We start from the raw sequence: 24,314 nt of genomic DNA, 5'->3' as shown, positions 1-24,314 counted from the left end.
GCTAAGTATTGGCATACTGTGACTTGTCATGAGTGATCCAGCGATTAATCAGCGCGTGCTGATTTTTTTCACCATCTTGTAAGAATTGTTCTGCATAATAATTCACTTGATTAAGTAGATACCCATCACGCACAATATTGGCAATTTTCATATCCGCAATACCAGTTTGCTGTGTGCCTAATATCTCTCCCGGGCCTCGCAATTCCAAATCTTTATTGGCAATTTTAAAGCCATCATTGGTTTGTCTTAAAATATCAAGACGCTCAATAGCATTACCACTTAGCGGCGGCTGATACATCAAAATACAGATACTCGCATCAGATCCACGACCTACACGACCGCGCAATTGATGTAGTTGCGCCAAACCCAATCTTTCAGAATTTTCAATTACCATCAGCGAAGCATTCGGCACATTAACACCCACTTCAATAACAGTTGTTGCTACTAACACGTTAATATCACCAGTACTAAATCGAAGCATGATATCGTTTTTCTCTTGTTTATTCATTTTTCCATGAATTAATACAATATTAAGATCGGGTAAGTTTTCTTCTAAATAAAGATGGGTCGTGGTGGCTGCTTGAGCACGCAAAACTTCGGACTCTTCAATTAAAGTACATACCCAATAAACTTGATTATTTTCTTTGCAAACTTGCCTGATTTTATCAAGCACTTTATCTTTTTTGTTATTCGCCAATGCGATTGTTTGTATTGGGCTTCTACCGGGTGGTAGTTCATCAATTATCGATGAATCAAGATCAGCATAAGCGCTCATGGTGAGCGATCTTGGAATTGGCGTAGCAGTCATAACTAATTGATGCGGTGTATTATGTGCTTTTTGCGCCAGTGACAATCTTTGGTGTACGCCAAATTTATGCTGTTCATCTATGATCACTAGGCCGAGTTTATTAAATTGCACTGCTTTTTGAAAAAGCGCATGCGTGCCAATGACAACTTGGGCAGTGCCAGAAACAATGAGTGCTAGTTGCTCACTTCGCTGTTGGGCATTTTGCGAACCTGTTAAAAAAGCAATCCGAATACCAAGCGGCTCTAGATAATCACGAAATCCATGATAATGCTGATTGGCTAGTATTTCTGTTGGCGCCATAATAGCAGCCTGAAAACCATTTTCAGCAGCCTGCAAGCAGGCAAACACAGCAACAATAGTTTTTCCAGAGCCAACATCACCTTGCAAAAGCCGAAGCATTGGATGGTTTGAGCTTAAGTCAGTATTAATTTCATCCACACTGCGCTGTTGAGCAGCGGTTAATTTAAAGCCTAAATTTTCAGATAATTGGTCAGGCAATGCTTTAGAAATATTGAAAATATTGGAAATGACCTGTTTTCGTTCTTTTTTTAGCATTAACAAGCTAAGTTTTTGCGCACAAAGCTCTTCAATAATCAATCTTTGTTGTGAAATGTGCCTAAAATTAGCAATTTGGTCGATATTATCGTCGATTTTAGGGTGATGTAGAGTATGCAAGGCCTGCTTTAAAGTAGGCATTGAATTTTTTGACAAATTTTCGAAATAGTCAAATAAATCGCTTTTTTGTAGTGTTTCTAGGGCGATATTAATCCATTTCTTGATTTGCGGCTGATGGATGCCGCCTGTTAAAGGATAAACTGGGCTCAGTGTTTTTTCTATTAGTGTTGGCTGGCCTTTTGAAATAAGTCGATATTCTGGATGATGAATTTCCAGCCCGTCTCGCCCAATCTTCACCTCACCAAAGCATTGAATAAGCTCACCTCGAGTCAGTTGTTGTTTTTGGTATTGGTTGAAGTGGAAAAAACGCAATAGCAATGTACGATTATTATCATCTGATAGATAGCACAATAACTGGCGCTGACGTGTTGCAACTTCTTCAATGCGATCAATGGTTAGTTCGATTAATATTTCTGAACCAACTTGTGCCTCGCTTAGCGTTGTAAATTTGGTTTTATCTTGATAGCGATTTGGCAAATGAAACAAAAAATGTTCCAAGGCATAAATGCCGATTGCATTAAGCCTTTCTTGTGCTTTTGGACCTAGCCCATTTAAGCTGATAATGGGATCAGACAAATGCTGCATTTCTATCTTTATGAATTGTCGTTACATGATTCTATCACCATTACTCCATCCATTTCAACTTGCGAACCTTTAGGTAATTCTTTAATGCCAACTGCAGCTCTTGCAGGATATGGCTCGTCAAAATATTGCGCCATAATTTCATTCACTGTTGGGAAGTTGCTTAAGTCGGTTAAGAAAATATTAAGCTTAACAATATCATTGAGACTGCCACCTGACTCTTTGCAAACTGCGACTAGGTTTTTAAATACTTGGTCAATTTGTTTGCCAATATCATCTGATACCATTTCCATAGTTTCAGGGATTAGAGGAATTTGTCCAGATAAATAAATCGTCGATCCGCCAGTTACGCAAACAGCTTGAGAGTATGTACCGATAGCTTTTGGCGCTTTATCGGTAGAGATAATTTGTTTTTTCATAATGTTTATTTTTTAGAGTTAATCATAAAATGATTATACGAAATATTTTGTTGATATGCAGATAAAAAACACCATGACTACTTTTTAAAAAGAGTTATATTATTAATACAAACCCTTTATGCAAGCAGCTTTTTAAAAAATTAAGATGAGCAACTATAATAAGACATTCCGCCAACTTCAAAGAGTTCAGGTGGCTTTAATTGGTAGTATTTTTCCTCTACATCACTAGTTTGTTCAGCGTAAGGCTGGGTCATAACTTCTTGTAATTCTCGAACTAGAGAATAATCTCTTTGAGCTGCCTGTTGATAAGCAGGAACAACAAACCACTCTCTCAAACTGTACTTTGGATTGACCAGTTTCATCTGCTTAGCAATCTGTTCTTGAGTGTTCATCGAACTATCGATAAGTAGCTTCCATTTTAGAAACCACTCTGACCAGCGCTGATCAAGATCTTGAGAGGTTGAATGCCTATAAAAGCTTGTTTTGAGTGGAGCAATATCATTAGGCACTGTTGATAGTTCACGAAAGAAGAGGGTGTAGTCAACAGGTGTTTGAGCCATAAGTGATTGCAGCTCAGTAAACAACAAGGCATCAAAAGTTTCAAGCCCTAGCTTTGCAGTCCACATTTTTTCCATTTTCTTTTGCATTACTTTAGAAAAGCTATTTAGAATTTCATCGAGCTGTTGTAATTGATTTTGATGCGAGGTTAATAATGGCTGTAACGCCTTACAAAACATTTGAAAATTACGTTGCGCAGCAATAGGCTGGTTTAAAAATGAGAAGTGAAGTCCACCACTCGACCAAGGCTGGAACTGCGGGCTAAATTCATCGCAGAATCCAAATGGACCATAGTCGAGTGTAAAGCCACCAGCCGCACAATTATCACTGTTGAAGTTGCCTTGGCAATAGCCAACGCGTATCCAATTAGCCACAAGCGATGTAAGACGTTCGCGAAACTCTCGTGCGAGCATCACCACTTTATCAGCAGTATTTAGTGTCTTGTCAATGTCATTTGCATATTCACGATCAATTAAATGCAGCACAATCATCTCGAGCTCTTCCATTGCTTTTGGATGCTCATTCTTGCGAGCACGACGACCAAAGAGTTCGAGTTGTCCGACTCGTATAAATGACGGCGCAACACGCGTTGTAATGGCAACTGCTTCTGATGCTAGCATATCAGGATCTTTCGCTCGCGAACCTTGCGAATACCACGGTCGATTGACTCTTTGCGTTTTTGAAACATATAAACTTAAAGATCGTGAGGTTGGAACACCGAGTGCATGCATGTGCTCTTGAGCTAAAAACTCTCGAATACTTGAGCGCAATACGGCGCGGCCATCTGCACCGCGACAATAGGGTGTTCGACCGCCACCTTTTAGCTGCATCTCCCATCGTTGAGCATTGATAACAGTCTCGAATACAGAAACTGCACGACCATCACCATAGCCATTTCCAGTTTGGAATGGGCATTGCTGGGTGTATTCGGTGCCAAAAATAGAGAGTGCATACCCACTCGCCCATCCAAGTGGTCGCATTGGTTTCGGAGCGTGAGAGGTGTCACCAGAAAACATCCGCATAAAATCATCCGTCTGCGCTATGTTGTCGCTTAAGCCAAGCTCACTAAAAAAACTCTTACTATGTGAAATGTATTCTGGATTCTCTATGGGTGTAGGATTGACCGGAACATAGTGGCCACTAAAGACTTGTCTAGGCGAATAATCTACGCCATTTTCTGTTGCATCGGGGTCGCAATTAAGATTATCAACTAGAGAATAATCAGCTAACTTTGCAAGTTCACTGAGTGTTTTTATTTTTTGAGATGGCTTGTTTATCATAAAGCTATTTTATATCAATGAAATAATTTTTAGTTCCTTCCATTGGTAATTTTACTGGAGATTTTCTTATTAACCGACTCTTTTAGTAGGTTACTACTTATTACATTTATTAACCTTATAAGATAGCTATAAATCTAAAATAATATAGAGGTAGATAGCTTAGATTAATTTTTCAAATATTTATAACAACCGTTTTTCTTACGGGTTTATTTGTAGTTTATAATTGGTGTAGAGTCGGTATTTGCTTACTTGATAGTTAATAATCCTTGTTGGTTATGAAAAAAATTAGAAAATGAAATTAGCAGTTTTTTTAATATTAATTATTGGAAATTCATTCGCCATTAATAGCGATGATGCACCTTATAGCTTTATTCATATAGAAAAATCTAAGCTCATTGAAACAATACCTAGAGCTATCTCTAATGATAATTTTCAATTAACTTGTATTGGCGATACGATTGATTTTTTGGGCCAGCCTCTTAATCTATTTTTTGATAAGGCTTGGAGCTCTGAAGTATATTGGAAAAAAATCACAATTAAAGGCGATATTTTGTTAGTGCCAGACTTTGGTGCTTATAGACAGGTTAATAAAATCCAAGGGGTGCAGTATTGGGTTGCTGAAAAAAAGAATGGGTGGGCTAAGTTGATCGAAGATTCAGGCTACTTTGTCGCAACAATTCAAATGACGCAGCTTCAAGGAAGATGCTTAAACAAACATAAAAATTGGAACAATCTTCAAAAGCTATAAATTCTGAGCAAATTTCATTACTTTTCGCTACCTAAGCTATATCAAACCGAGAAGACTGTAAATCACATAGCAAAACGCGCTATCATGTATCTTCAAGCTTGCAATAGTGTATCTTTATACAAAACAAATAATATATTTAACCCAAGCTTTAAAGTTATTAGAAAACATACATGGTTTAAATCAGAGTTTTAAACCAAACTATGTAGTTGCTAAAATAAAAAATGACTGGAGGTGAATTATGAAAAATAGCTGGCTTAAGGTGCTTGTATTATGTGCCAGCCTTGTTGTCATGAACATATCTTATGCAGATGATTCTAATTTTTGGAATGCGTTCAAAAGTGATAATCACTTCGTTATGTTGCGTCATGCTATAGCACCAGGAATAGGCGACCCTTCAAATTTTGAGCTTGACAACTGCAAAACACAACGAAACTTGTCCATCGAAGGACATGATCAAGCAAAATCTATTGGTGAGCTATTTCGCACTAATAATATTGAAAACGTACAAGTGTTTTCAAGCCAATGGTGTCGTTGTTTAGAAACAGCTCAATTTCTTGATCTGGGAGATGTGCAACCATTGCCTTTATTAAACTCTTTTTTTCAGAAATTTGAGCGAGAAGATTCTCAAACAGATAAGCTGAAACAATGGCTAACTAAGCAAGATCTATCGAAACCAATGGTGCTGGTAACACATCAAGTTAATATAAGCGCCATTAGCAAAGTATATCCAAGTTCGGGTGAACTCATTTTGCTTCATTTATCTAAAAATGGAGACATAACAGTGATCGATAGATTACAAACTTTACGAACCAAATAAAATCAAAAAAATAAACGTTTCTTAGTTTTATTTGATAAAAATCTTGCCTCTTGCTTTTGAATACTATGCTTAAAGTATCTTAATATTTATTATTAAAAAGTTTCATCAGCTTAAGTATTTTTCTAACTCATCAGCGCCACCAATATGCTTGCCACCAATAAATATTTGTGGCGTTGAACTCTGGCCACTGACAGCCCTAAGAGATCTAGAAGTGATAGGATTATCAAGCTCTATTTTTTCTACATAAATATTGTGTTGGTTTAATAGTGCCATAGCACGCTCACAATGTGGGCAGCCCTTTCTACTAAACATAGTAGCAGTATCTGGAATGCTGACATCCTTATTTATATACTTTAGCATCGTATCGGCATCAGATACTTCAAAGGGGTCACCCTCTACTTCAGGCTCAATAAACATTCTTTCAATTTTGCCATCTTTAACTAACATTGAATATCTCCAAGAGCGACTACCAAATCCTATGTCATTTTTACTGACAAGCATGCCCATAGCGTCGGTAAATTCACCGCTTCCATCTGGGATCATTAAAACATTTTCAGCCTCTTGATCTTTACTCCATGCATTCATAACAAAAGTATCATTGACTGATACGCAAACAACCTCATCAACTCCATTAGCTTTTAATACTGGCGCAAGCTCATTGTATCTTGGTAAGTGAGAAGAGGAGCAGGTAGGGGTGTAAGCACCGGGTAGAGCAAATACCACCACCGTTTTGTTGTTAAAAATCTCTTCTGTTGATAAATTAATCCATTGATGATTTTTTTGAATTTTGAAATTAATTGATGGAATTTTACTGCCCGTATTATCTTTTAACATTTTCTTACTCCTGATTATTATTTATTAGTGCACATTGTAGGTCTAGTTTATAATTAAGTAAAACGAATATTTTCTATCAATACAATCTAAAAAAACGATTATAAAATGCTACCTTCTATTAAAAATCTTCAGTATCTTGTTGCACTTAGGGAAACGCTACATTTTTCTAAAGCATCAAAAAAATGTTATGTTAGTCAATCAACTTTAAGCGCAGGTATTGCTAAATTAGAGCAAGATCTACAAATTCCATTAGTTGAAAGAAATAACAAAAAAGTAGTATTTACCCCAATAGGAGAAAAAGTAGTATTGCAAGCAATGCTTGTTATAGCAGATGCCAAGGGATTGGTAGATATGACAAAGATTGATTTTCTCGAATCGGAAATCATTGTAGGAACCATACCAACTATTTCGGCTTACATCCTGCCAAATTTTTTGAGAAATATAGAGAAAGCTTTTCCAAAATTAAAAATATCGTTTGTGGAAGATACGAGTGACAATTTATTAGAAAAACTTAAGCAAAATAAAATTGATTTTGCAATCTTTGCCTTTCCTTATGATTTACCTGATGGTATTGGCGGATATGAATTATTTAGAGACTCACTGTGTTTAATTCATCATAAAGATCGAAAAACGAAAAAGATTAATAATGAAGAGTTGCTTTTATTGGAGCAAGGTCATTGCTTAAGGTCACATGTTATGCAGGGATATACTGTATCAGAGAAACAGATATCCAGCTTTTCTTGTTCTAGTATTTCTACCTTGGTGGCGATGATTAATATGAATTTAGGGGTAAGTTTTTTACCAAAAATCGCGATTGATTTTGGTGTTTTATCACACTATCCAAATGTAGTTGCTGAAACTCATTGTCAAGCATCAAGAGGTATTGGTATTGTCTTTAGAAATAATAATTATCAAGTGACTAACATTAAAAGAATAGCCAAAAGTTTGTTGGAATAAAATTTCTACTCACATTTTTACTTACTTAATATTTTTAACAGCAATTATCATCTGCTGGACAGCATAAAGACTTAAACCAAGACAAGATAGTTTTTTTGTCTGGAGTGTTACCAGTATGGACAGTTTTTCCATTGACGATAATTTCAGGTGTTGACGTAATTTTCGCCGCATCTTCAACTTTCTCCAGTTCAATGGTAATTCCATTTTCACTAGCCACTTCTTTGATTAATTTTTGTGTGGTTATACATTTAGTGTAATCATTGTCTAATACTTTTACTTCAAACATTTTTATCAACTTTTATTTAAGCCTAGAGCTAAATTATACATTTTCTATCACTTATTTTTTTTACGTCTACCATTGTTTATGTTTCATGTAATTTTCTTGAATTAATTTAGAGAATTGACTATGTCAAGAATATTAAAGATTAGTAATTTGAAGGGAGCCCTATACCGAGTCTACATTCGTAGAAAAAGGAATATCAATAATTTATATCACATCCCTAAGCTGATACTAATCTATCCAAAAAAAAATGAAATATTCAATATTTATATCATAATATTATTAAACCATAATATACTAACTAGTAATTGTTTTCTGTATTACTTTAAAACATAATAGTATTATTTTAACAATATAGTATTAGTTTCAGGTATCTTTATATTAGATTTTCATCATTTTGAAGAGTATATTGTTAAATTCAAATCTAGTATATAGATATGATAAATGGCACCTTAGCCGTTTAAATATAAAATTAAAAGGGGAAGATAAATGAGGAAAAGTATAAAAATATTGGCTAGTAGTGCGATTATTGCTGTTGCAAGTTCTACTGCTGTCCAAGCTGGTGAATTAACAATCGCTACAGTAAATAACGGTCATATGATTAAAATGCAAGGTCTAACGCATCATTTTGAAGCGGCTAACCCTGGTGTTACAGTTAACTGGGTAACCTTAGATGAAGGAACACTTCGTTCAAGGGTAACAACAGATATCGCCACAAAGGGCGGCCAGTTTGATGTTATGACAATCGGTATGTATGAAGCACCTATGTGGGGAGCAAAAGGCTGGCTGAATAAGCTTGAGTTTGATGCCTCTTACGATACGGAAGATCTGTTGCCAGCTATACGTGATGGTTTGTCGTCAGGTGGTAATCTTTATGCAGCACCTTTCTATGGCGAGAGCTCTATGATTATGTATCGTAAGGACTTGCTAGATGCAGCAGGAATGAGTATGCCAGATAATCCAACTTGGGGACATATTCAAGATGCAGCAGCTGCTATGACTGATAGAGCCAATGGTGTTTCTGGTATTTGTTTACGTGGTAAGCCAGGTTGGGGTGATAACATGGCATTCTTAACTACAATGGCCAATTCGTTTGGTGGCAAATGGTTTGATGAAGACTGGAGGCCAGCTCTAGATTCGCCAGCTTGGAATCACGCAGTAAGCTTCTACGTTGATTTGTTAACTAAATATGGTCCTCCAGGATCAGAAGGAAACAGCTTTGGTGAAATCCTACCTTTAACCCAGACAGGTAAGTGTGGTATGTGGATTGATGCAACTATTGCGGCTTCATTTATATCTGATCCATCTGAGTCAGAAGTTGCTGATGTGATTGCTTATGCACAAAGCCCAGTAGCTGTAACAAGCCGCGGTGCAAACTGGTTATGGGCATGGTCTCTAGCAGTTCCAGCAGGAACAGAGCAGGCTGAAGATGCTAAGGCATTTGTTCAATGGGCAACCTCTAAAGACTACATTGCTTTAGTAGGTAAAGAGCTTGGTTGGGGTAGTGTTCCAACAGGTACTCGAGCAAGTACATATGAAATTGCTGAATTTAAAGCAGCAGCAAACTTTGCTGAAGCAGAGTTGAAAGCTATTAATTCAGCTGATCCTTCGTTTAGCTCGCAAGACCGAACTCCTTACCAAGGCGTTCAGTTCGCAGCTATCCCTGAGTTCCAAGAAATTGGTGCTGAGGTAGGTCAACAAATGAGTGCCGCTTTAGCAGGAACTATCTCTGTTGAGCAAGCTCTTTATAATTCTCAAGCCTATGCGGTAAGAGCGATGAAAAGAGCTGGTTATTAATCAATAATATCTAAGTTTTAATTTTTTATGGGCCAGTGATAGTCTTATTGGCCCATTTTTTTCATTTGTTTTTGCATTTTTTTTTCACTGCGAAAACAAATGAAAAAAATGGTTGTTTATATATTAATTATGTTTATGTTACTTAAGCCTCAGGTAGCTAATATAAAAAGTCAACAACGTTAATTTCAGTACATGTAGTAATTAAATTATGAAAATAAATATCCATAAAATTTTACAAGCTCCGAGCATTATCCTATTACTACTATGGATGATTGTTCCTCTAGGTATGACGCTATATTTTTCTTTTCAGCGCTACCATTTACTGTATCCAGAACGCTCTGGTTTTGCCGGTCTTTCTAATTATGACTTTTTCCTCACGGATCCAGCATTAGGAGTTTCAGTTTTGAACACTCTTACGCTAGTGGGCGGTGTGATCGTTATTTCTGTTATTTTAGGTCTAGGAATTTCACTCCTATTGCAAGAAGCGTTCCGCGGGCGCGGAATTATCCGAATATTATTAATTTCACCTTTCTTCATCATGCCAACTGTGAATGCTCTTATGTGGAAGAACATGTTTATGAATCCAGCTTATGGGCTGTTTGCATATGTCAGTGAGATATTTGGCTTGCCAGTTGTAAATTGGCTAGCTGAGTTGCCGCTACTATCAATTATTATTATGCTTAGTTGGCAGTGGACTCCATTTGCATTGCTAATATTTATGACATCCCTCCAATCAATGGATCAAGAGCAAATCGAGGCTGCAGAAATTGAGGGCGCTGGATTTTGGACGAAGTTTAGATATTTAACCTTGCCGCATTTAGGCCGGGCCATTGGAGTGGTTGTGATGATTCAGGCAATTTTCCATCTTGGTGTTTTTGCAGAAATCTATGTGACGACTGGCGGAGGCCCTGGGCATGATAGTACAAATACCACATGGTTAATCTTCAAGCAGGCATTACTAGCATTTGATGTCGGTGTGGCTTCAGCTGGTGGAGTCTTTGCAATTATCGTTGCAAATATAATTGCATTTTTCTTAATTAAAACAGTTGCTAAAGGGATGGGGAAATGATTATAGGTTACCGAAATATGAAAAGAATAAAGCATCAAGCTACAGTATTAGCTTGCTGTGTTCTTGCTGTAATATTCTTCTTTCCAATTTTTTGGATGGTTCTTACAAGTTTTAAAACTGAGCTTCAAGCAATTCAATTTCCACCAGTTTTATTTTTTGAACCAACATTAGAAAACTTCTCGATTATAAATGAGAACAGTGACTACACTAAACACGCATTGAATTCAATAATTACCTCCTTAGGGGCGACAGCGCTTGCCATAATCATTGCCGTTCCTAGCGCCTACTCAATGGCTTTTTTCCCGGGTCGATATACCAAAGATATCCTGCTTTGGATGCTCTCAACTAAAATGTTGCCCGCTGTTGCTGTGTTGATGCCAATTTACTTACTTGCGCAATGGTCGAATCTCCTTGATACACGAATTGTACTTATTTTTATTCTTGCTATGATGAACCTTCCTATTATTATGTGGCTGTTATTTGCATATTTTAAGGAGATTCCAAAAGAAATACTTGAAGCTAGTCGAATGGATGGTGCTAGCACAATGGAAGAAATTAGATATGTTGTGCTGCCTCTTGCCTGGGGCGGAATTGCCTCGGCTGCCCTTCTAAGTATCGTCTTATGCTGGAATGAGGCATTTTGGACAATTTTACTAACTGCTGCAGATGCAGGAACACTGACTGCATTGGTCGCATCGTATTCTATGCCTGAAGGGTTATTTTGGGCGAAGCTATCTGCTGCTTCAACACTTGCTTGTGCCCCAATTGTTGTATTTGGATGGTTTGCCCAGAAACAACTAGTCCAGGGCTTAACCTTTGGTGCAGTGAAGTGATCAATAAAGAACAACACTTATGGCCTGATTTATCAGATGCTATCATTCTGGTTTCAGTTGCAAATAGTGACAATGTTTTAAGTTAAGGCAAATTGTGTCAATAATAGATAAAATAAAACCAGAGTTTGAAATCGTTGATAAGGTAGAGACGATTCGTTATTTAGAGCATGGCTGGCCCACCCCGCTTTGCCGTTGGCATGCACATGAAGAGTATGAACTGCATTTAGTTTTAAAAACTTCAGGCAAGGTTTTTGTTGGTGACTATGTTGGACAATTTTATCCTGGATCTTTATTTTTGACCGGCCCTAACTTGCCGCATAATTGGGTAACTGAAGAAAGTTCAAGTAATGAAATTCCATTACGAGATATGTTAATTCAATTTAATCATAAAACATTGAAAAAGGCATTTGAAGCGTTTCCTGAATTGATGGAATTAGATCAACTCTTAGAGTCATCACGCTCCGGTATTGAATTTAAGAATTATGACCCAGAACTTGCCAAAAAGAGCTTAGAGTTAATACGCGATAGCCAAGGAATGGAAAGGCTGATGCATTTTTTGAATTTTCTAAAAGAGCTTAATAAATGGTCAAAAAAAGTAACATTATCACTTACTAAATTAAACCCTAGTTTATCCTCAAGTAGCCAACATCGTATCAATGAAGTTGTGAATTATGTAATAGATAACTACAAAGATAATATTTCATTAGTCGAGGCTTCAAAAATTGTAAATATGAGTGAGAGTGCATTTTCAAGATATTTTATGAAAACAACAGGTAACCGATTCTCAGAATTTGTCTCAAGAATTAGACTAGGAAGAGCATGCGTTATGCTTTATGAAACTGATAAAAATATTTCAACTATAGCTTTTGAATCTGGCTATAACAATCTTGCTAATTTTAATAGACAATTTGTTAAATTAAAGGGTGAGACGCCAAGAGAATACAGAAAGACAGCACATAAAGGATTAATAAGTGAATAAAGATATTATAAAAAACAAAAATAAAAGTGAGTCTTTAGTTAAAGCTAGTTTTGAACCTGCCGACTGTAAAGTTGGAGTAATTCATATTGGTGTGGGAAATTTCCATAGGGCGCATCAAGCAGTATATTTTAATAATATTTTAAAAAATGCAAGTTCACGTAATTGGGGTGTTGCTGGAATTAATTTAAGAAAAGAGCAAAGTCAATTTATTATGGATTTAAAAAAATCTAATAATCAATATATCTTAAAGACTATTTCAGCAAGTGGAGAAGCCAAACATGAAGAAATAAAATCAATTATAGAGTTATATGATTGGGAGAGTGATGAGAGGGAAATTCAACATCTTTTTTCGTCTAGCAATGTTCAATTGATAACAACTACAGTTACTGAAAGTGGCTATTATTTTGATAAAGATAAACAATTAAAAATAACAACAAAAGATATTCAAAATGATCTAAATGGAGGAATGCCAATAACTGTTTTTGGAGCTCTTGCAAAAGGTTTGAGAGTGAGAATGGAAAATAATGGGCTTCCAGTTACAATTGCTTGTTGTGATAATATTCAAGAAAATGGTGTCATGCTAAAGCAATGCTTTAATCAGTATTTAAATGAATCAGGTGACCAAGCTCTACTAAATTGGGTTTCAAAAAATGCCAGCTTTCCATCTAGTATGGTTGATAGAATTACACCTAAAGTTGATACTAAGGAGTTACTAAAAATTAAAGAGTCTTTTGGTAGAAGTGATGATTGCCCAGTTGTCTCTGAAGACTTCATTCAATGGGTGATTGAAGATAAATTTTCTGGAAAAAAGCCCCCTTTAAGTTCTGTTGGAGTCGAAATTGTTGATGATGTAGAGCCTTATGAAAATACAAAAATTCGTATATTAAATGGAGGGCATACTGCTCTTGCTTATTTAGGTGTATTACGAGGGCATGAAACCTATTACTCGGCATTAAGTGACCCAGAGCTATCTAATTTTTTCGATTCAATACAAATAAAAGAAATCATTTCATCACTACCAAGAGTGGCTTCAATTAATTACTTAGATTACTTGTCCACAACCAAGGAAAGGTTTGGAAATCAAAATTTACCCGACTCCTTGTCAAGAATTTGTATGGATGGAGGGTCAAAGTTTCCTATATTTTTATTGCCAGTCGTTGAGTGGCATTTATCAAAAGGAGAGGTGCCTGAGTTTTCATTAAAGGCGATTGCAAGTTGGTATATTTTTCTATGTCAAGTAATTACCAATAAGATAAGTTTTGACTATGTCGAACCAAAATGGAGCATGTTAACTCCTTTTTTAGTTGAAGGTGGAGAGCTTGGTTTTGCAACTGAAGCCGAACTTTGGGGAGATATTCCACAAAAGTACCCTGACTTTGTTGATGGAATTATTAAAGAAATTCAAGAAATGAAAAAAAAATATAAGATTAATTTATAAAATGTTTTTAGACTTATGCAAGGAGAGTAATTTTGGCTGAAATTAAATTAGAATCAATATATAAAAATTATGATGAAGTAGGCGTCATTAAGGGTGTTGATATTGAAATTCATGATGGGGAGTTTGTTGTTTTTGTTGGACCATCTGGATCAGGCAAGTCTACTTTACTTAGAATGATTGCTGGTCTTGAAGATATTAGTTCGGGGCTCTTAATGATTGACGGCGAAGAAATGAATGATGTTCCCCCATCTAAAAGAGAATTGGCTATGGTGTTTCAGTCTTATGCTTTGTATCCTCATATGACTGTCTTAGATAACCTAGCTTTCGGACTTAAAATTTCAAAAGTGGAAAAGAATGAAATTAAAGATCGCGTTAATAAGGTAGCTGAGGTATTGCAAATTCATGACCTTTTAGATAGGCTTCCTAAGCAATTATCTGGTGGTCAGCGTCAACGAGTGGCGATTGGTAGGGCGATTATTAGAGAGCCAAAAGTTTTTTTATTTGATGAGCCATTATCTAATCTAGATTCGGCTTTGAGATCTGATATGAGAGTAGAGCTTTCCGAGCTTCATGAAAAACTAAATGCAACAATGATATACGTGACACATGATCAAATCGAAGCTATGACTCTTGCTGATAAAATTGTGGTACTTAATAATGGACTTGTTGAGCAAATTGATACACCAACCGAGCTCTATAATCACCCAAAAACTGAATTTGTTGCTGGCTTCATAGGTTCGCCAACCATGAATTTTTTAAGAGGTGATATTGTAAATCAAAGTGGCGCAGAGCTCTATGGTGTAAGACCGGAACATATTACGCTTTCACCTACTAAGGGAAAAATAAAATGTACTTTGAAGCATCTAGAAAATTTAGGTGCAGATACCTTATATTACATGCAATCAGAGGATGATCAGAAAATTACAGTTCGAGTTGAAGGAATGGGGTCTCATAAAAAAGGCGAAGTAATGTTTTTAGATTTTGACGAGGCTAATGTGCATATGTTTAAAGATGGAAAGCGAGTTTAAATAAACCTCTCATGATAATTTGCGCCGGCGAATCTTTAATTGATATGGTGTCTTTTGTAGGAGAGACTGAATACACACCACATGTTGGTGGCAGTATTTTGAACACCTCAATAACTTTAGGCAGATTAGGTGCTGAAAGTTTTTATTGTGGCGCTATTTCAAATGACTCTTATGGCGAACTAATTGAAGAGCGGCTAAAACACTCTAAAGTTAAAAAGGATTTTATAGTTAAAACCAATCGACCTACTACGCTAGCTTATGCAGACGTTGTTGACGGTATAGCTCAATATACTTTTGTTGATGAGCATTCTGCAGGGCGCATGCTAGATAAACAAAGTCTTGAACCTTTTATTGAAAGCTTAAAAAAAACTAAGGCGTTGTTGGTTGGAGGGATTAGCCTTCAAGCAGAGCCTTGTGGAGCGTCTTGGCAATGGTTAATTGAACAAGTCTCAGGTAATTGCCTAATTTATTTTGATGCCAATATACGTCCTGACTTTATAGAAAATAAGGCAAAGTATATTGAGCGTTTTAATCAACTCACTTCAAAAGTAGATATTATTAAAATATCTGAGGAAGACTATCAGTATTTATATGGAATGCAAGACTTCAAGGAAGTCAGTAATGAATGGCTCAAAAACGGTGTGAAGTTAGTTATATTGACTTTAGGTTCTAAAGGTTCAAAAGCTATATTTGATAATGGTAAAGAAGTTTTTGTAAAAGCAAATAAAGTCGGTGTTGTTGATACAATTGCCGCCGGCGATAGTTTTAACGGGGGCTTCCTTTTTAGTCTCGATACGCAAGGTCTACTAGGCAGGGAAAAGTTGGATACTATGAATGAGTCAATACTTCAACAAACATTGACTTTTGCCAATCAAGTAGCCAGTTTTACTGTTACCAAGAAAGGCGCAAATCCACCATGGATTTATGAAATATTAGAGAGTTAAAAATCTATACGATTATTGACAATCACCAAACAATTCTATTTAATTTATGGTGGGATTGTACGATATTGTGTGAAACACAGTTTTGACACTAATCCCTTTGTTTATGTGCTCTGTGAGTCTTTATGGGATGTAGTGAAAACGAAAGATGGTGCCCGGGGCCGGAATCGAACCGGCACGCCGATAAAGGCGCAGGATTTTAAGTCCTGTGTGTCTACCAATTTCACCACCCGGGCAGGAACTGTGTAATTACTATAGACACATTAAAAAGAAGCAATTATATACTAAGCATCGGTAAAATTCTATTTTTTTGAGGTGGATTATTATGGGGATTGTTAAGTTAATTATTATAGTTTTGGTTATTTGGCTTGGCGTTAGTTTGTGGCGTCAATTTAGAAAAAAACCTGATAACAATATCCCTCAGCCATCTACTAGTAAAATGCTCTCTTGTGGCATCTGCAAGACGCACATTCCTGAAAATGAAGCTATTATTCAGAATGGTGAAGTTTTTTGTTCTAAAAAATGTTTGAGGTAGTTAATGAAATTTTTACTTGATTTTTTCCCGATTGTATTATTCTTTATTGTTTATAAGACTATGGGTTTGTATGCAGCAATCTACGCCATGATTGCCGCTACTGCTTTGCAAATGCTGGTCTCTCGTTATCAAAAGGGTAAATTTGAGAATACTCATTTAGTCACATTTGGGTTGTTGGTCGTTTTGGGCGGTGTGACATTAGCACTAAGAGACCCAGCATTTTTAATGTGGAAAGTTAGTGCGCTATATGTTGTGTTTGCTGCGGTATTAATTATTAGCATTTGGGTAGGTAAAAAGCCCTTATTAGAAAGAATGCTAGGCAAAGAATTAGATTTACCAAAAATAGTTTGGAGACAAATGAGTTGGATTTGGGGCCTTGGTTTTGTTGGAATTGCCTTAGTCAATGCTTATTATGTTCAGCTGGCCTTAAGTGCAAGAGATGCATTATTTGGTTCGACTGATTTAGACCCCAAGATCGAATTAACAGAGCTTGATTGTGTTGCAACGACGATGCCGGATTTGTGCAATATTGCTCAACAGACAGAAGAATCATGGGTTAACTTTAAATTATTTGGTACCATGGGATTAACTTTTATTTTAATCGTTGTCACGGTGATAATGATTAGCAAGTACACTAAACAAAAGTAGTAGGAGATTAATATGAAACACACACCTTTATATCAAGCACATATAGATGCACAAGGAAAAATGGTTGATTTTGGTGGCTGGGAAATGCCCCTTAATTATGGCTCTCAAATTGAAGAGCATCATCAGGTTCGATCGGACGCAGGGATGTTTGATGTATCACATATGACTGTGGTAGATTTTAAAGGTACACAAGCTAAAGTTTTTGTACAAACGCTTATTGCTAATGACGTGGAAAAATTAAAAACAGAAGGCAAGGCGTTATACAGTTGCATGCTAAACGAGAGTGGCGGTGTGGTCGATGACTTGATTGTTTATTATATAAATGATGAAGACTATCGAATGGTGATTAATGCTGGTACTACAGAAAAAGATATTGCCTGGATTAATTCACAAGCGCAAGGTTTTGATGTGAGCGTTGAGCCTAAATTTGATTTGGCGATGATTGCTGTTCAAGGGCCAAATGCACGCGAAAAAGTATTTGCAGCTATGCCTGGTGTTGAAAATATTGCCGGAGAATTAAAGCCCTTTAATGCAGCTAGTTTAGGTAGTTTATTTATTGCCCGAACTGGCTATACAGGTGAAGATGGATTTGAAATTATGCTGCCTGATAAATCAGCAGAATTTACTTGGAAGATGCTACTCGAAGGAGGTGTCAAACCTTGTGGACTTGGTGCGCGCGATACTCTACGTTTAGAAGCAGGCATGAGTTTGTACGGTTCTGAAATGAATGACGAGGTTTCACCATTGGAAGCAGCGCTTTCATGGACGGTAGACTTATCTAATGAAGGCCGTCAGTTTGTTGGCCGCAAAGCTTTAGAAGAATTAAAAAACGATGGTCCAAAAAATACTATTGTAGGCTTGGTGTTAGAAGGAAAAGGCGTAATTCGAGATCATCAAAAAGTCGTAACAAGTTTGGGCGATGGTGAAGTAACTTCAGGATCTTTTTCACCAACAATTGGCAAAGCGATCGCATTAGCAAGGGTGCCAATGGGCGCAACAGGATCGTGTGAAATTGAGATGCGAAATAAATTAGTTTCGGCTAAAATAGTCAAACCACCATTTGTACGCAATGGTAAAGTATTAGTTTAATTTAAAACCTTTATAGGTAAGGCCTATAAAGAATTTGGAGAGCAGAATGAGCGAAGTAAGAGACGATAGACAATACACACAAACACACGAATGGATTCTAGATAATGGTGATGGCACCTACACTATGGGTGTAACTGATCATGCTCAGGAACTATTAGGTGATATGGTATTTGTAGAATTACCAGGTGCAGGTGATGAAGCCTCTCAGGAAGATGAGTTCTGTGTTGTTGAATCTGTCAAGGCAGCCAGTGGCGTTTATGCTCCCGCTGATCTTGAAGTTATTGAAACTAATGAAGCATTAGATGATGAGCCTGAATTGGTTAACTCAAGTTGTTATGATGATGGCTGGTTAGTTAAATTTAAAGCAGAAAACATCGAAGATTTGATGTCTGCGCAAGACTACACTGAAACACTAGACTAAGTTACATAGTCTTGGTTAATTCACTGGTTGCCTATAAAGGCAAACCTGCGCGTGTTGTTAGTGTTACTACGCATAAATTCGATTTAGAATTTGCAGATGGTTCAACACGCAAGGTTAGAGAAAAAGACTTTCGCTTTATTCATCCAGAATTTACTCAGGTGAATGAATCTTGTGCGCATGCAGATGTGAGCGTTCTTGATGAGTTCCAGGAAGAAATTCTAACATTACAAGAAATCACCGAATGGCTATTTGACGAATACACTGCGCAAAGTGCTTGGTGTACTTGTCTTTTAGTGGAAGAGGGCTTGTATTTTTATTGGCAAAAAGACAGTGTGTTTGTTCGCCCTACAGCGCAAATTCAAGGAATTCTTGATAAGCGTCAGGCAGAAGAAGATGCTATTAAGAGCCTACAACACTGCTTGGATAATCTTGCTAACAATACCTTTGATGAACAAGATATTCCTTTCTTGAAAGAGGTAGAAAAGGTTGCATTTAGCCACTCCAAACATGCAAAAATTTTAGATCATGTGGGCGTAGAAAATTCTGAAGAAGCGGCTTATAAATTTCTTCTAAAAATCAAATATTTCACAGATAGTTTTAATCCTTATCCAGCACGTTTTAGCATTCCAGAAGATGAGGAGATTGACACCAGCCTGCCAGAAATTGAACGTGTTGATTTAACCCATATGTCATCTTATGCAATCGATAATGAAGGCTCTAATGACGCCGATGATGCAATTAGCGTAGATGGTGACAAGTTGTGGATTCATATTGCTGACGTGTCTACTATTGTTGATTCTGGCTCTGAGTTAGATGAATATGCTCGCGAACGCGGCTCTAATTTGTACTTACCAGAGCAAATTATCCATATGCTCCCGACTTCAATTACTAAAGCGCTGGCACTTGGAGAAACAGAAACCTCTCCAGCATTGTCTATCGGGCTTAATATGAGTGAAGGCATTATTAGTAATATTGAAGTGGTACATAGCAAGATCAAAGTGATCAATACAACTTATGAGGCTGTAGATAAAGAACTAGGGGTTAATCCAGATTTTATTAAAATTCAAACATTTATTGATCAACATAAAACTTTCCGTGAAAAAAGTGGCTCAATTAGTCTTAATTTGCCGAATGTGGATGTCAGATATATTGATGAGAAGGTTGAGATAGCACCGCAGAAAACCAGTCCTAGTCGAGATTTTGTGGCAGAAGTTATGATTACTGCAGGGCGAACCATCTCTCAGTATGCGCAAGAAAACGATATCGTTATGCCGTATGCTTTACAAGATGAAGGCGAGTTCCCGCAGGAAGTCTTGGACAAAAAAGAAAACTTAAGTACGGCTGAGTCCTTTAAGGCGATTAAGTTTTTCAAGCGTTCAGCAACCTCTATTAAGCCGTTGCCACATTATGGCCTTGGCTTGGATTCATACTTAAGAATTACCAGCCCTCTAAGACGCTACTATGATTTACTAGCACACCAGCAATTGTCTAATTTTATTGCTGGTAAACCAACACTTGATAAGGCCCGAGTTAAGGAAATTATTGGCATTAATAATAATGCATTAGCCAGTGTTGGCCGTGTAACTCGCTTTAGTAATGATCATTATAAGTGCTTGTTTTTAAAAAGAAACCCTAATTGGAAAGGCGAAGGTGTGGTGGTTGATATTCGTGGCGATAAAGCTTTATTTATGATTCCTGAAGTTGGATTAATGACACAAATCAAATTTAAAGAAGATCAGATTCCTAAGCCAGATGACAAGATCATGCTGCAAGTTACACGGGTTGATATGATGGAACGATCAGCTAATTTCAAGACGGCTTAATTTATCCGTAATCTCAATCGCATTAGCTTGAGTATTTGACCAATCTCCTAAAACGTGGCGTGTAAATGTCGGCTCAATATGTGTATTAAGTCGATGCGTATGTCCATGAATAAGATTCGCATTTGGATATTTTTTCATTAGCTCATTAACCGCAGATTGGTTAACATCCATAATCTGTCGAGTTTTAGTCTGTTGAGCATTGATGCTCTTTTGACGCAGTTGGCCACTTAACTTTAGACGCCAATTTTTAGGTAAACGAACAAAAATAGCTTTAGTAATCGGATGTTGCAAGATAGATTTCATTTGCTGATATGACTCATCATCTGTACACAGCTCATCACCATGAGTCAGAACATATTGTTGCTCATTGGTTTCTAGTAAATAAGGCGAATTAATTAATTCACAACCTGTTTGATTAGCAAACTCTTGCGAAAGCAAGAAATCACGATTACCCGTCATTACAAAAACTCGAGTTGTTTGACTTAAGTCTTTAAGAATTTGAATAATGTCATGATAGTAAGGCAAAGATATATCATCCCCCAACCAAGTGTTAAATAAATCACCCAAAATAAAAACCTGATCAGCTTGTTGTGCTTGCTGGCAGAATTTCTCAAATAGCTGATTTTTTTTCACCTCGTCAGTAACCAGGTGCAAATCAGCAATGATTAAAATCTGCTGAATACTTAAAGTGTTTGATTTAGACTTAGGCATGAAAAAACCCGGTTAAAAACCGGGCTGTCATTACTTAATGTAGGCTTTAGTTACAATAACTGAATCATTTGGCACATCTCCATGTCCACCTTTATTGCCAGTTGAGACTTCATTGATTTTATCAACTACATCAAAACCTTCAACCACTTCACCAAATACACAATAGCCCCAACCATCTTGGCCTGGAAAGTCTAAGAATGCGTTATCTTTGGTGTTAATGAAAAATTGTGAGCTAGCAGAATGAGGCGCAGCAGTTCGAGCCATAGATAAAGAATACTTAGCATTCTTTAAGCCATTTTTAGCTTCATTTTCAATTTCTGCATTAGTTGGCTTTTGTGACATATCTTGGTTAAATCCGCCACCTTGAATCATAAAGTTTTTAATGACACGGTGAAAAATAGTTTCATCAAAGAAGCCTGACTCAACATAGTCTGTAAAGTTTTTAGCACTGATTGGCGCTTTCTCAGAATCAACTGTTATATGGATATCACCCATGTTTGTTTCAAAAATAATCATTGTTCGCTCATCTATGTAAATAAAAATACAAATTATACTTAAAACTCCCTTTCATAAATGAGCTCGTTGGCGTATAATTGCCCCTTTTTACGAATTCATATTTAGGTTTTATTATGTACGCAGTTATTAAAACAGGTGGTCAGCAGTTTCGAGTGGCAGAGGGAACAACTTTAAAGATTGAAAAATTAGAAGTTGAGCCGGGCAAAAAAGTTACCTTTAAAGAAGTGTTAATGATTGCTGACGGCGACAACATTCAAGTTGGCGCTCCTTTAGTTGCTAAAGCAACAGTGGAAGCAAAAGTTATTTCACAAGGCAAGGGCAAGAAAGTTACAATCCTAAAGTTCCGTCGTCGTAAGCACTCTATGAAGACTCAAGGTCACAGACAACTTTACACTGAAATTGAAATTACAAAAATTAAGGCATAGGAGAATAACCCATGGCACACAAGAAAGCAGGTGGTAGTACTAATAACGGAAGAGACTCCCAGTCGAAACGCCTAGGTGTTAAGAGATTTGGTGGTCAAGTAGTATTAGCGGGCAACATTTTAGTTCGTCAAAGAGGCACTAAAGTTCACCCAGGTACTAACGTTCGTAAAGGTAAAGACGACACATTGTTTGCAACAGCAGGCGGTAAAGTAGTTTTTGCTAAGAAAGGTAAATTCATGCGTCAAACAGTTTCAATCGAAACTGCATAAGCATAACTTAAGATTTATCTCAAAAAGCGCCTTACAGGCGCTTTTTTATTAATTAAAATAAGGCTATTTCGTTTATTAAATTTATTATGAAATACGCAATTGTATTCCCGGGCCAAGGCTCACAATCACTTGGTATGCTATCAGAGCTTGCTGAGAATTTTTCTATTGTAAAAGATACCTTTACTGAAGCAAGTGATGCACTAGGCTTTGATCTTTGGAAGCTTACTCAAGAAGATCAAGAGGGGTTAAATCAAACTCAAAACACTCAGCCCGCTATGTTGGCAGCCGGTGTTGCTACTTATCGTGCACTAACGAGTGAAACTGAGCTATCACCAATTTGCATGGCAGGACACTCTTTAGGTGAATATACGGCTTTAGTAGCTTCAGACTCACTTGGATTTAGTGATGGTATTAAATTAGTACGTACGCGCGCTGAGCTTATGCAATCAGCTGTTCCTGCTGGTGTGGGCGCAATGGCCGCTATTTTAGGATTAGAAGATGAGGTTGTGGTTAAAGTCTGTGCTGATTATGCAGGCGAAGGTATTGTTCAGGCGGTAAACTTTAACTCAAATGGACAAGTAGTGATTGCTGGCAATAAAGCCGCAGTAGACGCAACATGTGAAGCCATGAAGACAGTAGGTGCTAAGCGCGCCGTGGTGTTGCCAGTGAGTGTGCCTTCACATTGCTCTTTGATGGACGACGCAGCAGCTGAATTTAAAATAGCCGTAGATGCAGTGGCATTTAACATGGGCAATATCGATGTATTGCATAATGTTGATGGCACAAAAGCTAGCAATATTGATGACATGAGGGCTAAATTAGTGGCACAATTACACAAGCCAGTGCTTTGGACAGGAAGTGTCAGAGCCATGCATAATAATGGCGTAGAAAAGTTGATTGAAGCAGGGCCAGGCAAAGTATTAGCCGGATTAACTAGAAGAATTGAAAAATCATTAACAGCAAATGCCGTGCTAGATTCAGCTAGTGTAGCAGCAACTTTAGCAGAAATTAAATAGGGGAATAATATGTCAGATTTATCAGGAAAAATCGTATTAGTAACAGGCGCAAGTCGCGGAATTGGCCAAGCCATCGCGATCTCTTTAGGCGGTGCTGGTGCCACTATTATTGGAACAGCTACTAGCGAAAAAGGCGCAGATTCAATTAGTGCTACTTTAAAAGATAAGGGTTTAAGCGGGCAAGGCATGGCGTTAAACGTTACGGATAATGATCAAATTTCTGATGTAATGAAAAATATCACAGACACCTATGGTCCTGTTGACATCTTAGTTAACAACGCTGGAATCACGCGTGACAATCTTCTGATGCGCATGAAAGAAGACGAGTGGGATGATATTATGAATACTAACTTGAAGTCCGTTTATAAAATGTCAAAAGCTGTTCTTCGCGGCATGATGAAAAAACGTGAAGGTCGTATTATCTCAATCGCTTCAGTAGTTGGCGCGATGGGTAATGCAGGGCAAACTAATTATGCTGCCGCTAAAGCAGGCATTATGGGTTTTACCAAGTCGCTCGCTCGCGAAGTCGGCCCAAGAGGCATTACGGTTAATTGTGTGGCGCCAGGCTTTATTAAAACTGATATGACTGACGCACTCCCAGAAGAGCAAACAGAAGCCTTGTCTAAGCAGATTCCCATGGGACGTTTAGGCTCAGTTGAAGAGATTGCAGCTTCGGTGTTATTTTTGGCGAGTGATTCGGGGGCTTACATTACAGCCCAGACTATCCACGTCAACGGAGGAATGTACACCGTTTAGTGTCGTCTTTTTCTTTTTTACGGTGTTAAACCCCCAAATACTTTCAGTCGCATAGCTTTAAC

The 24,314-nt window shown here is 37.3% G+C and carries 26 protein-coding genes and 1 tRNA gene; 19 read left to right on the top strand and 8 right to left on the bottom strand.

Annotated elements, in window-relative coordinates; genetic code table 11:
• Nucleotide 1 precedes the first annotated feature (1 nt).
• The 3 genes from recG to N9Y32_00230 form a co-directional block, all read right to left on the bottom strand.
• Entirely contained in the window at nt 2-2,068 is a 2,067-nt protein-coding gene (gene recG / locus N9Y32_00240; protein ID MDB2589450.1) for an ATP-dependent DNA helicase RecG, read from the bottom strand.
• 8 nt (nt 2,069-2,076) lie between these two features.
• Nucleotides 2,077-2,484, bottom strand: coding sequence for a RidA family protein (locus tag N9Y32_00235; protein MDB2589449.1), 408 nt, complete (start codon nt 2,482-2,484; stop codon nt 2,077-2,079).
• A 140-nt stretch (nt 2,485-2,624) separates the two neighbouring features.
• Nucleotides 2,625-4,322: a protein adenylyltransferase SelO family protein gene (locus N9Y32_00230; protein MDB2589448.1), complete on the bottom strand. Its 1,698-nt coding sequence runs from the start codon at nt 4,320-4,322 to the stop codon at nt 2,625-2,627.
• Between the two features lie 292 nt (nt 4,323-4,614).
• Here N9Y32_00230 and N9Y32_00225 point away from each other — a divergent pair, with 292 nt between their 5' ends.
• Complete coding sequence (locus N9Y32_00225; protein MDB2589447.1) at nt 4,615-5,070, top strand: hypothetical protein; 456 nt, start codon at nt 4,615-4,617, stop codon at nt 5,068-5,070.
• A 238-nt stretch (nt 5,071-5,308) separates the two neighbouring features.
• Complete coding sequence (locus N9Y32_00220; protein MDB2589446.1) at nt 5,309-5,887, top strand: histidine phosphatase family protein; 579 nt, start codon at nt 5,309-5,311, stop codon at nt 5,885-5,887.
• A 105-nt stretch (nt 5,888-5,992) separates the two neighbouring features.
• Here N9Y32_00220 and N9Y32_00215 read toward each other — a convergent pair whose 3' ends face one another.
• Nucleotides 5,993-6,721: a glutathione peroxidase gene (locus N9Y32_00215; protein ID MDB2589445.1), complete on the bottom strand. Its 729-nt coding sequence runs from the start codon at nt 6,719-6,721 to the stop codon at nt 5,993-5,995.
• Between the two features lie 105 nt (nt 6,722-6,826).
• Here N9Y32_00215 and N9Y32_00210 point away from each other — a divergent pair, with 105 nt between their 5' ends.
• A complete protein-coding gene (locus N9Y32_00210; GenBank protein ID MDB2589444.1) occupies nt 6,827-7,678 on the top strand; it encodes a LysR substrate-binding domain-containing protein in 852 nt (283 codons plus the stop codon).
• A 34-nt stretch (nt 7,679-7,712) separates the two neighbouring features.
• On the opposite strand, the gene N9Y32_00205 is transcribed toward N9Y32_00210, so the two are convergent.
• Nucleotides 7,713-7,964, bottom strand: coding sequence for a thioredoxin family protein (locus tag N9Y32_00205; protein ID MDB2589443.1), 252 nt, complete (start codon nt 7,962-7,964; stop codon nt 7,713-7,715).
• Nucleotides 7,965-8,447: 483 nt separating this feature from the next.
• On the opposite strand from N9Y32_00205, the gene N9Y32_00200 reads away from it, so the two are divergent.
• The 7 genes from N9Y32_00200 (at nt 8,448) to N9Y32_00170 (ending at nt 16,046) form a co-directional block, all read left to right on the top strand.
• Nucleotides 8,448-9,755, top strand: a complete 1,308-nt coding sequence (locus N9Y32_00200; protein MDB2589442.1) for a sugar ABC transporter substrate-binding protein — start codon at nt 8,448-8,450, stop codon at nt 9,753-9,755.
• A 208-nt stretch (nt 9,756-9,963) separates the two neighbouring features.
• Nucleotides 9,964-10,824: a sugar ABC transporter permease gene (locus N9Y32_00195; protein ID MDB2589441.1), complete on the top strand. Its 861-nt coding sequence runs from the start codon at nt 9,964-9,966 to the stop codon at nt 10,822-10,824.
• A gap of 17 nt (nt 10,825-10,841) precedes the next feature.
• Nucleotides 10,842-11,657 carry a carbohydrate ABC transporter permease gene (locus tag N9Y32_00190; protein ID MDB2589440.1) on the top strand — a complete coding sequence of 272 codons (816 nt, stop codon included), beginning with the start codon at nt 10,842-10,844 and terminating at the stop codon, nt 11,655-11,657.
• A 94-nt stretch (nt 11,658-11,751) separates the two neighbouring features.
• Nucleotides 11,752-12,636: an AraC family transcriptional regulator gene (locus N9Y32_00185; protein ID MDB2589439.1), complete on the top strand. Its 885-nt coding sequence runs from the start codon at nt 11,752-11,754 to the stop codon at nt 12,634-12,636.
• Entirely contained in the window at nt 12,629-14,074 is a 1,446-nt protein-coding gene (locus N9Y32_00180; protein MDB2589438.1) for a mannitol dehydrogenase family protein, read from the top strand. The genes N9Y32_00185 and N9Y32_00180 overlap by 8 nt, the downstream gene beginning before the upstream one ends.
• 32 nt (nt 14,075-14,106) lie before the next feature.
• Nucleotides 14,107-15,102, top strand: a complete 996-nt coding sequence (locus N9Y32_00175) for an ATP-binding cassette domain-containing protein (GenBank protein ID MDB2589437.1) — start codon at nt 14,107-14,109, stop codon at nt 15,100-15,102.
• A gap of 11 nt (nt 15,103-15,113) precedes the next feature.
• Nucleotides 15,114-16,046: a carbohydrate kinase gene (locus tag N9Y32_00170; protein MDB2589436.1), complete on the top strand. Its 933-nt coding sequence runs from the start codon at nt 15,114-15,116 to the stop codon at nt 16,044-16,046.
• A 146-nt stretch (nt 16,047-16,192) separates the two neighbouring features.
• On the opposite strand, the gene N9Y32_00165 is transcribed toward N9Y32_00170, so the two are convergent.
• Nucleotides 16,193-16,279: transfer RNA gene (locus N9Y32_00165), tRNA-Leu, on the bottom strand.
• Between the two features lie 89 nt (nt 16,280-16,368).
• On the opposite strand from N9Y32_00165, the gene N9Y32_00160 reads away from it, so the two are divergent.
• From N9Y32_00160 to N9Y32_00140, 5 genes are read left to right on the top strand one after another with little or no spacing between them, the layout of a single operon-like run.
• On the top strand, nt 16,369-16,578 hold the full coding sequence (locus N9Y32_00160; GenBank protein ID MDB2589435.1) for a PP0621 family protein: 210 nt from the start codon (nt 16,369-16,371) through the stop codon (nt 16,576-16,578).
• A gap of 3 nt (nt 16,579-16,581) precedes the next feature.
• Nucleotides 16,582-17,226, top strand: a complete 645-nt coding sequence (locus tag N9Y32_00155; GenBank protein MDB2589434.1) for a septation protein IspZ — start codon at nt 16,582-16,584, stop codon at nt 17,224-17,226.
• Nucleotides 17,227-17,238: 12 nt separating this feature from the next.
• A complete protein-coding gene (gcvT, locus tag N9Y32_00150) occupies nt 17,239-18,315 on the top strand; it encodes a glycine cleavage system aminomethyltransferase GcvT (GenBank protein ID MDB2589433.1) in 1,077 nt (358 codons plus the stop codon).
• A gap of 46 nt (nt 18,316-18,361) precedes the next feature.
• Complete coding sequence (gene gcvH, locus N9Y32_00145; GenBank protein MDB2589432.1) at nt 18,362-18,736, top strand: glycine cleavage system protein GcvH; 375 nt, start codon at nt 18,362-18,364, stop codon at nt 18,734-18,736.
• Nucleotides 18,737-18,747: 11 nt separating this feature from the next.
• On the top strand, nt 18,748-20,559 hold the full coding sequence (locus N9Y32_00140; GenBank protein ID MDB2589431.1) for a ribonuclease catalytic domain-containing protein: 1,812 nt from the start codon (nt 18,748-18,750) through the stop codon (nt 20,557-20,559).
• Here N9Y32_00140 and N9Y32_00135 read toward each other — a convergent pair.
• Both N9Y32_00135 and N9Y32_00130 read right to left on the bottom strand, forming a co-directional pair.
• Entirely contained in the window at nt 20,536-21,270 is a 735-nt protein-coding gene (locus N9Y32_00135) for a UDP-2,3-diacylglucosamine diphosphatase (GenBank protein MDB2589430.1), read from the bottom strand. The two genes, N9Y32_00140 and N9Y32_00135, sit on opposite strands and share 24 nt — an antisense overlap.
• A gap of 30 nt (nt 21,271-21,300) precedes the next feature.
• On the bottom strand, nt 21,301-21,786 hold the full coding sequence (locus N9Y32_00130; protein MDB2589429.1) for a peptidylprolyl isomerase: 486 nt from the start codon (nt 21,784-21,786) through the stop codon (nt 21,301-21,303).
• 113 nt (nt 21,787-21,899) lie between these two features.
• On the opposite strand from N9Y32_00130, the gene rplU reads away from it, so the two are divergent.
• From rplU to fabG, 4 genes are all read left to right on the top strand, one after another.
• Entirely contained in the window at nt 21,900-22,211 is a 312-nt protein-coding gene (gene rplU, locus N9Y32_00125; GenBank protein ID MDB2589428.1) for a 50S ribosomal protein L21, read from the top strand.
• A gap of 11 nt (nt 22,212-22,222) precedes the next feature.
• Complete coding sequence (rpmA, locus tag N9Y32_00120) at nt 22,223-22,480, top strand: 50S ribosomal protein L27 (protein MDB2589427.1); 258 nt, start codon at nt 22,223-22,225, stop codon at nt 22,478-22,480.
• A gap of 83 nt (nt 22,481-22,563) precedes the next feature.
• On the top strand, nt 22,564-23,496 hold the full coding sequence (fabD, locus tag N9Y32_00115) for an ACP S-malonyltransferase (GenBank protein ID MDB2589426.1): 933 nt from the start codon (nt 22,564-22,566) through the stop codon (nt 23,494-23,496).
• Between the two features lie 9 nt (nt 23,497-23,505).
• Nucleotides 23,506-24,252 (top strand): 3-oxoacyl-ACP reductase FabG, encoded by a 747-nt coding sequence (gene fabG / locus N9Y32_00110; protein MDB2589425.1) that lies wholly within the window; start codon nt 23,506-23,508, stop codon nt 24,250-24,252.
• Nucleotides 24,253-24,314 lie beyond the last annotated feature (62 nt).

Origin of the sequence: Candidatus Thioglobus sp., assembly GCA_028228555.1 — a bacterium.
Lineage (GTDB): Bacteria > Pseudomonadota > Gammaproteobacteria > PS1 > Pseudothioglobaceae > Thioglobus_A.
The sequence above is the reverse complement of the archived record's forward strand: the minus strand, read 5'-3'. Positions and strand labels throughout refer to the sequence as shown.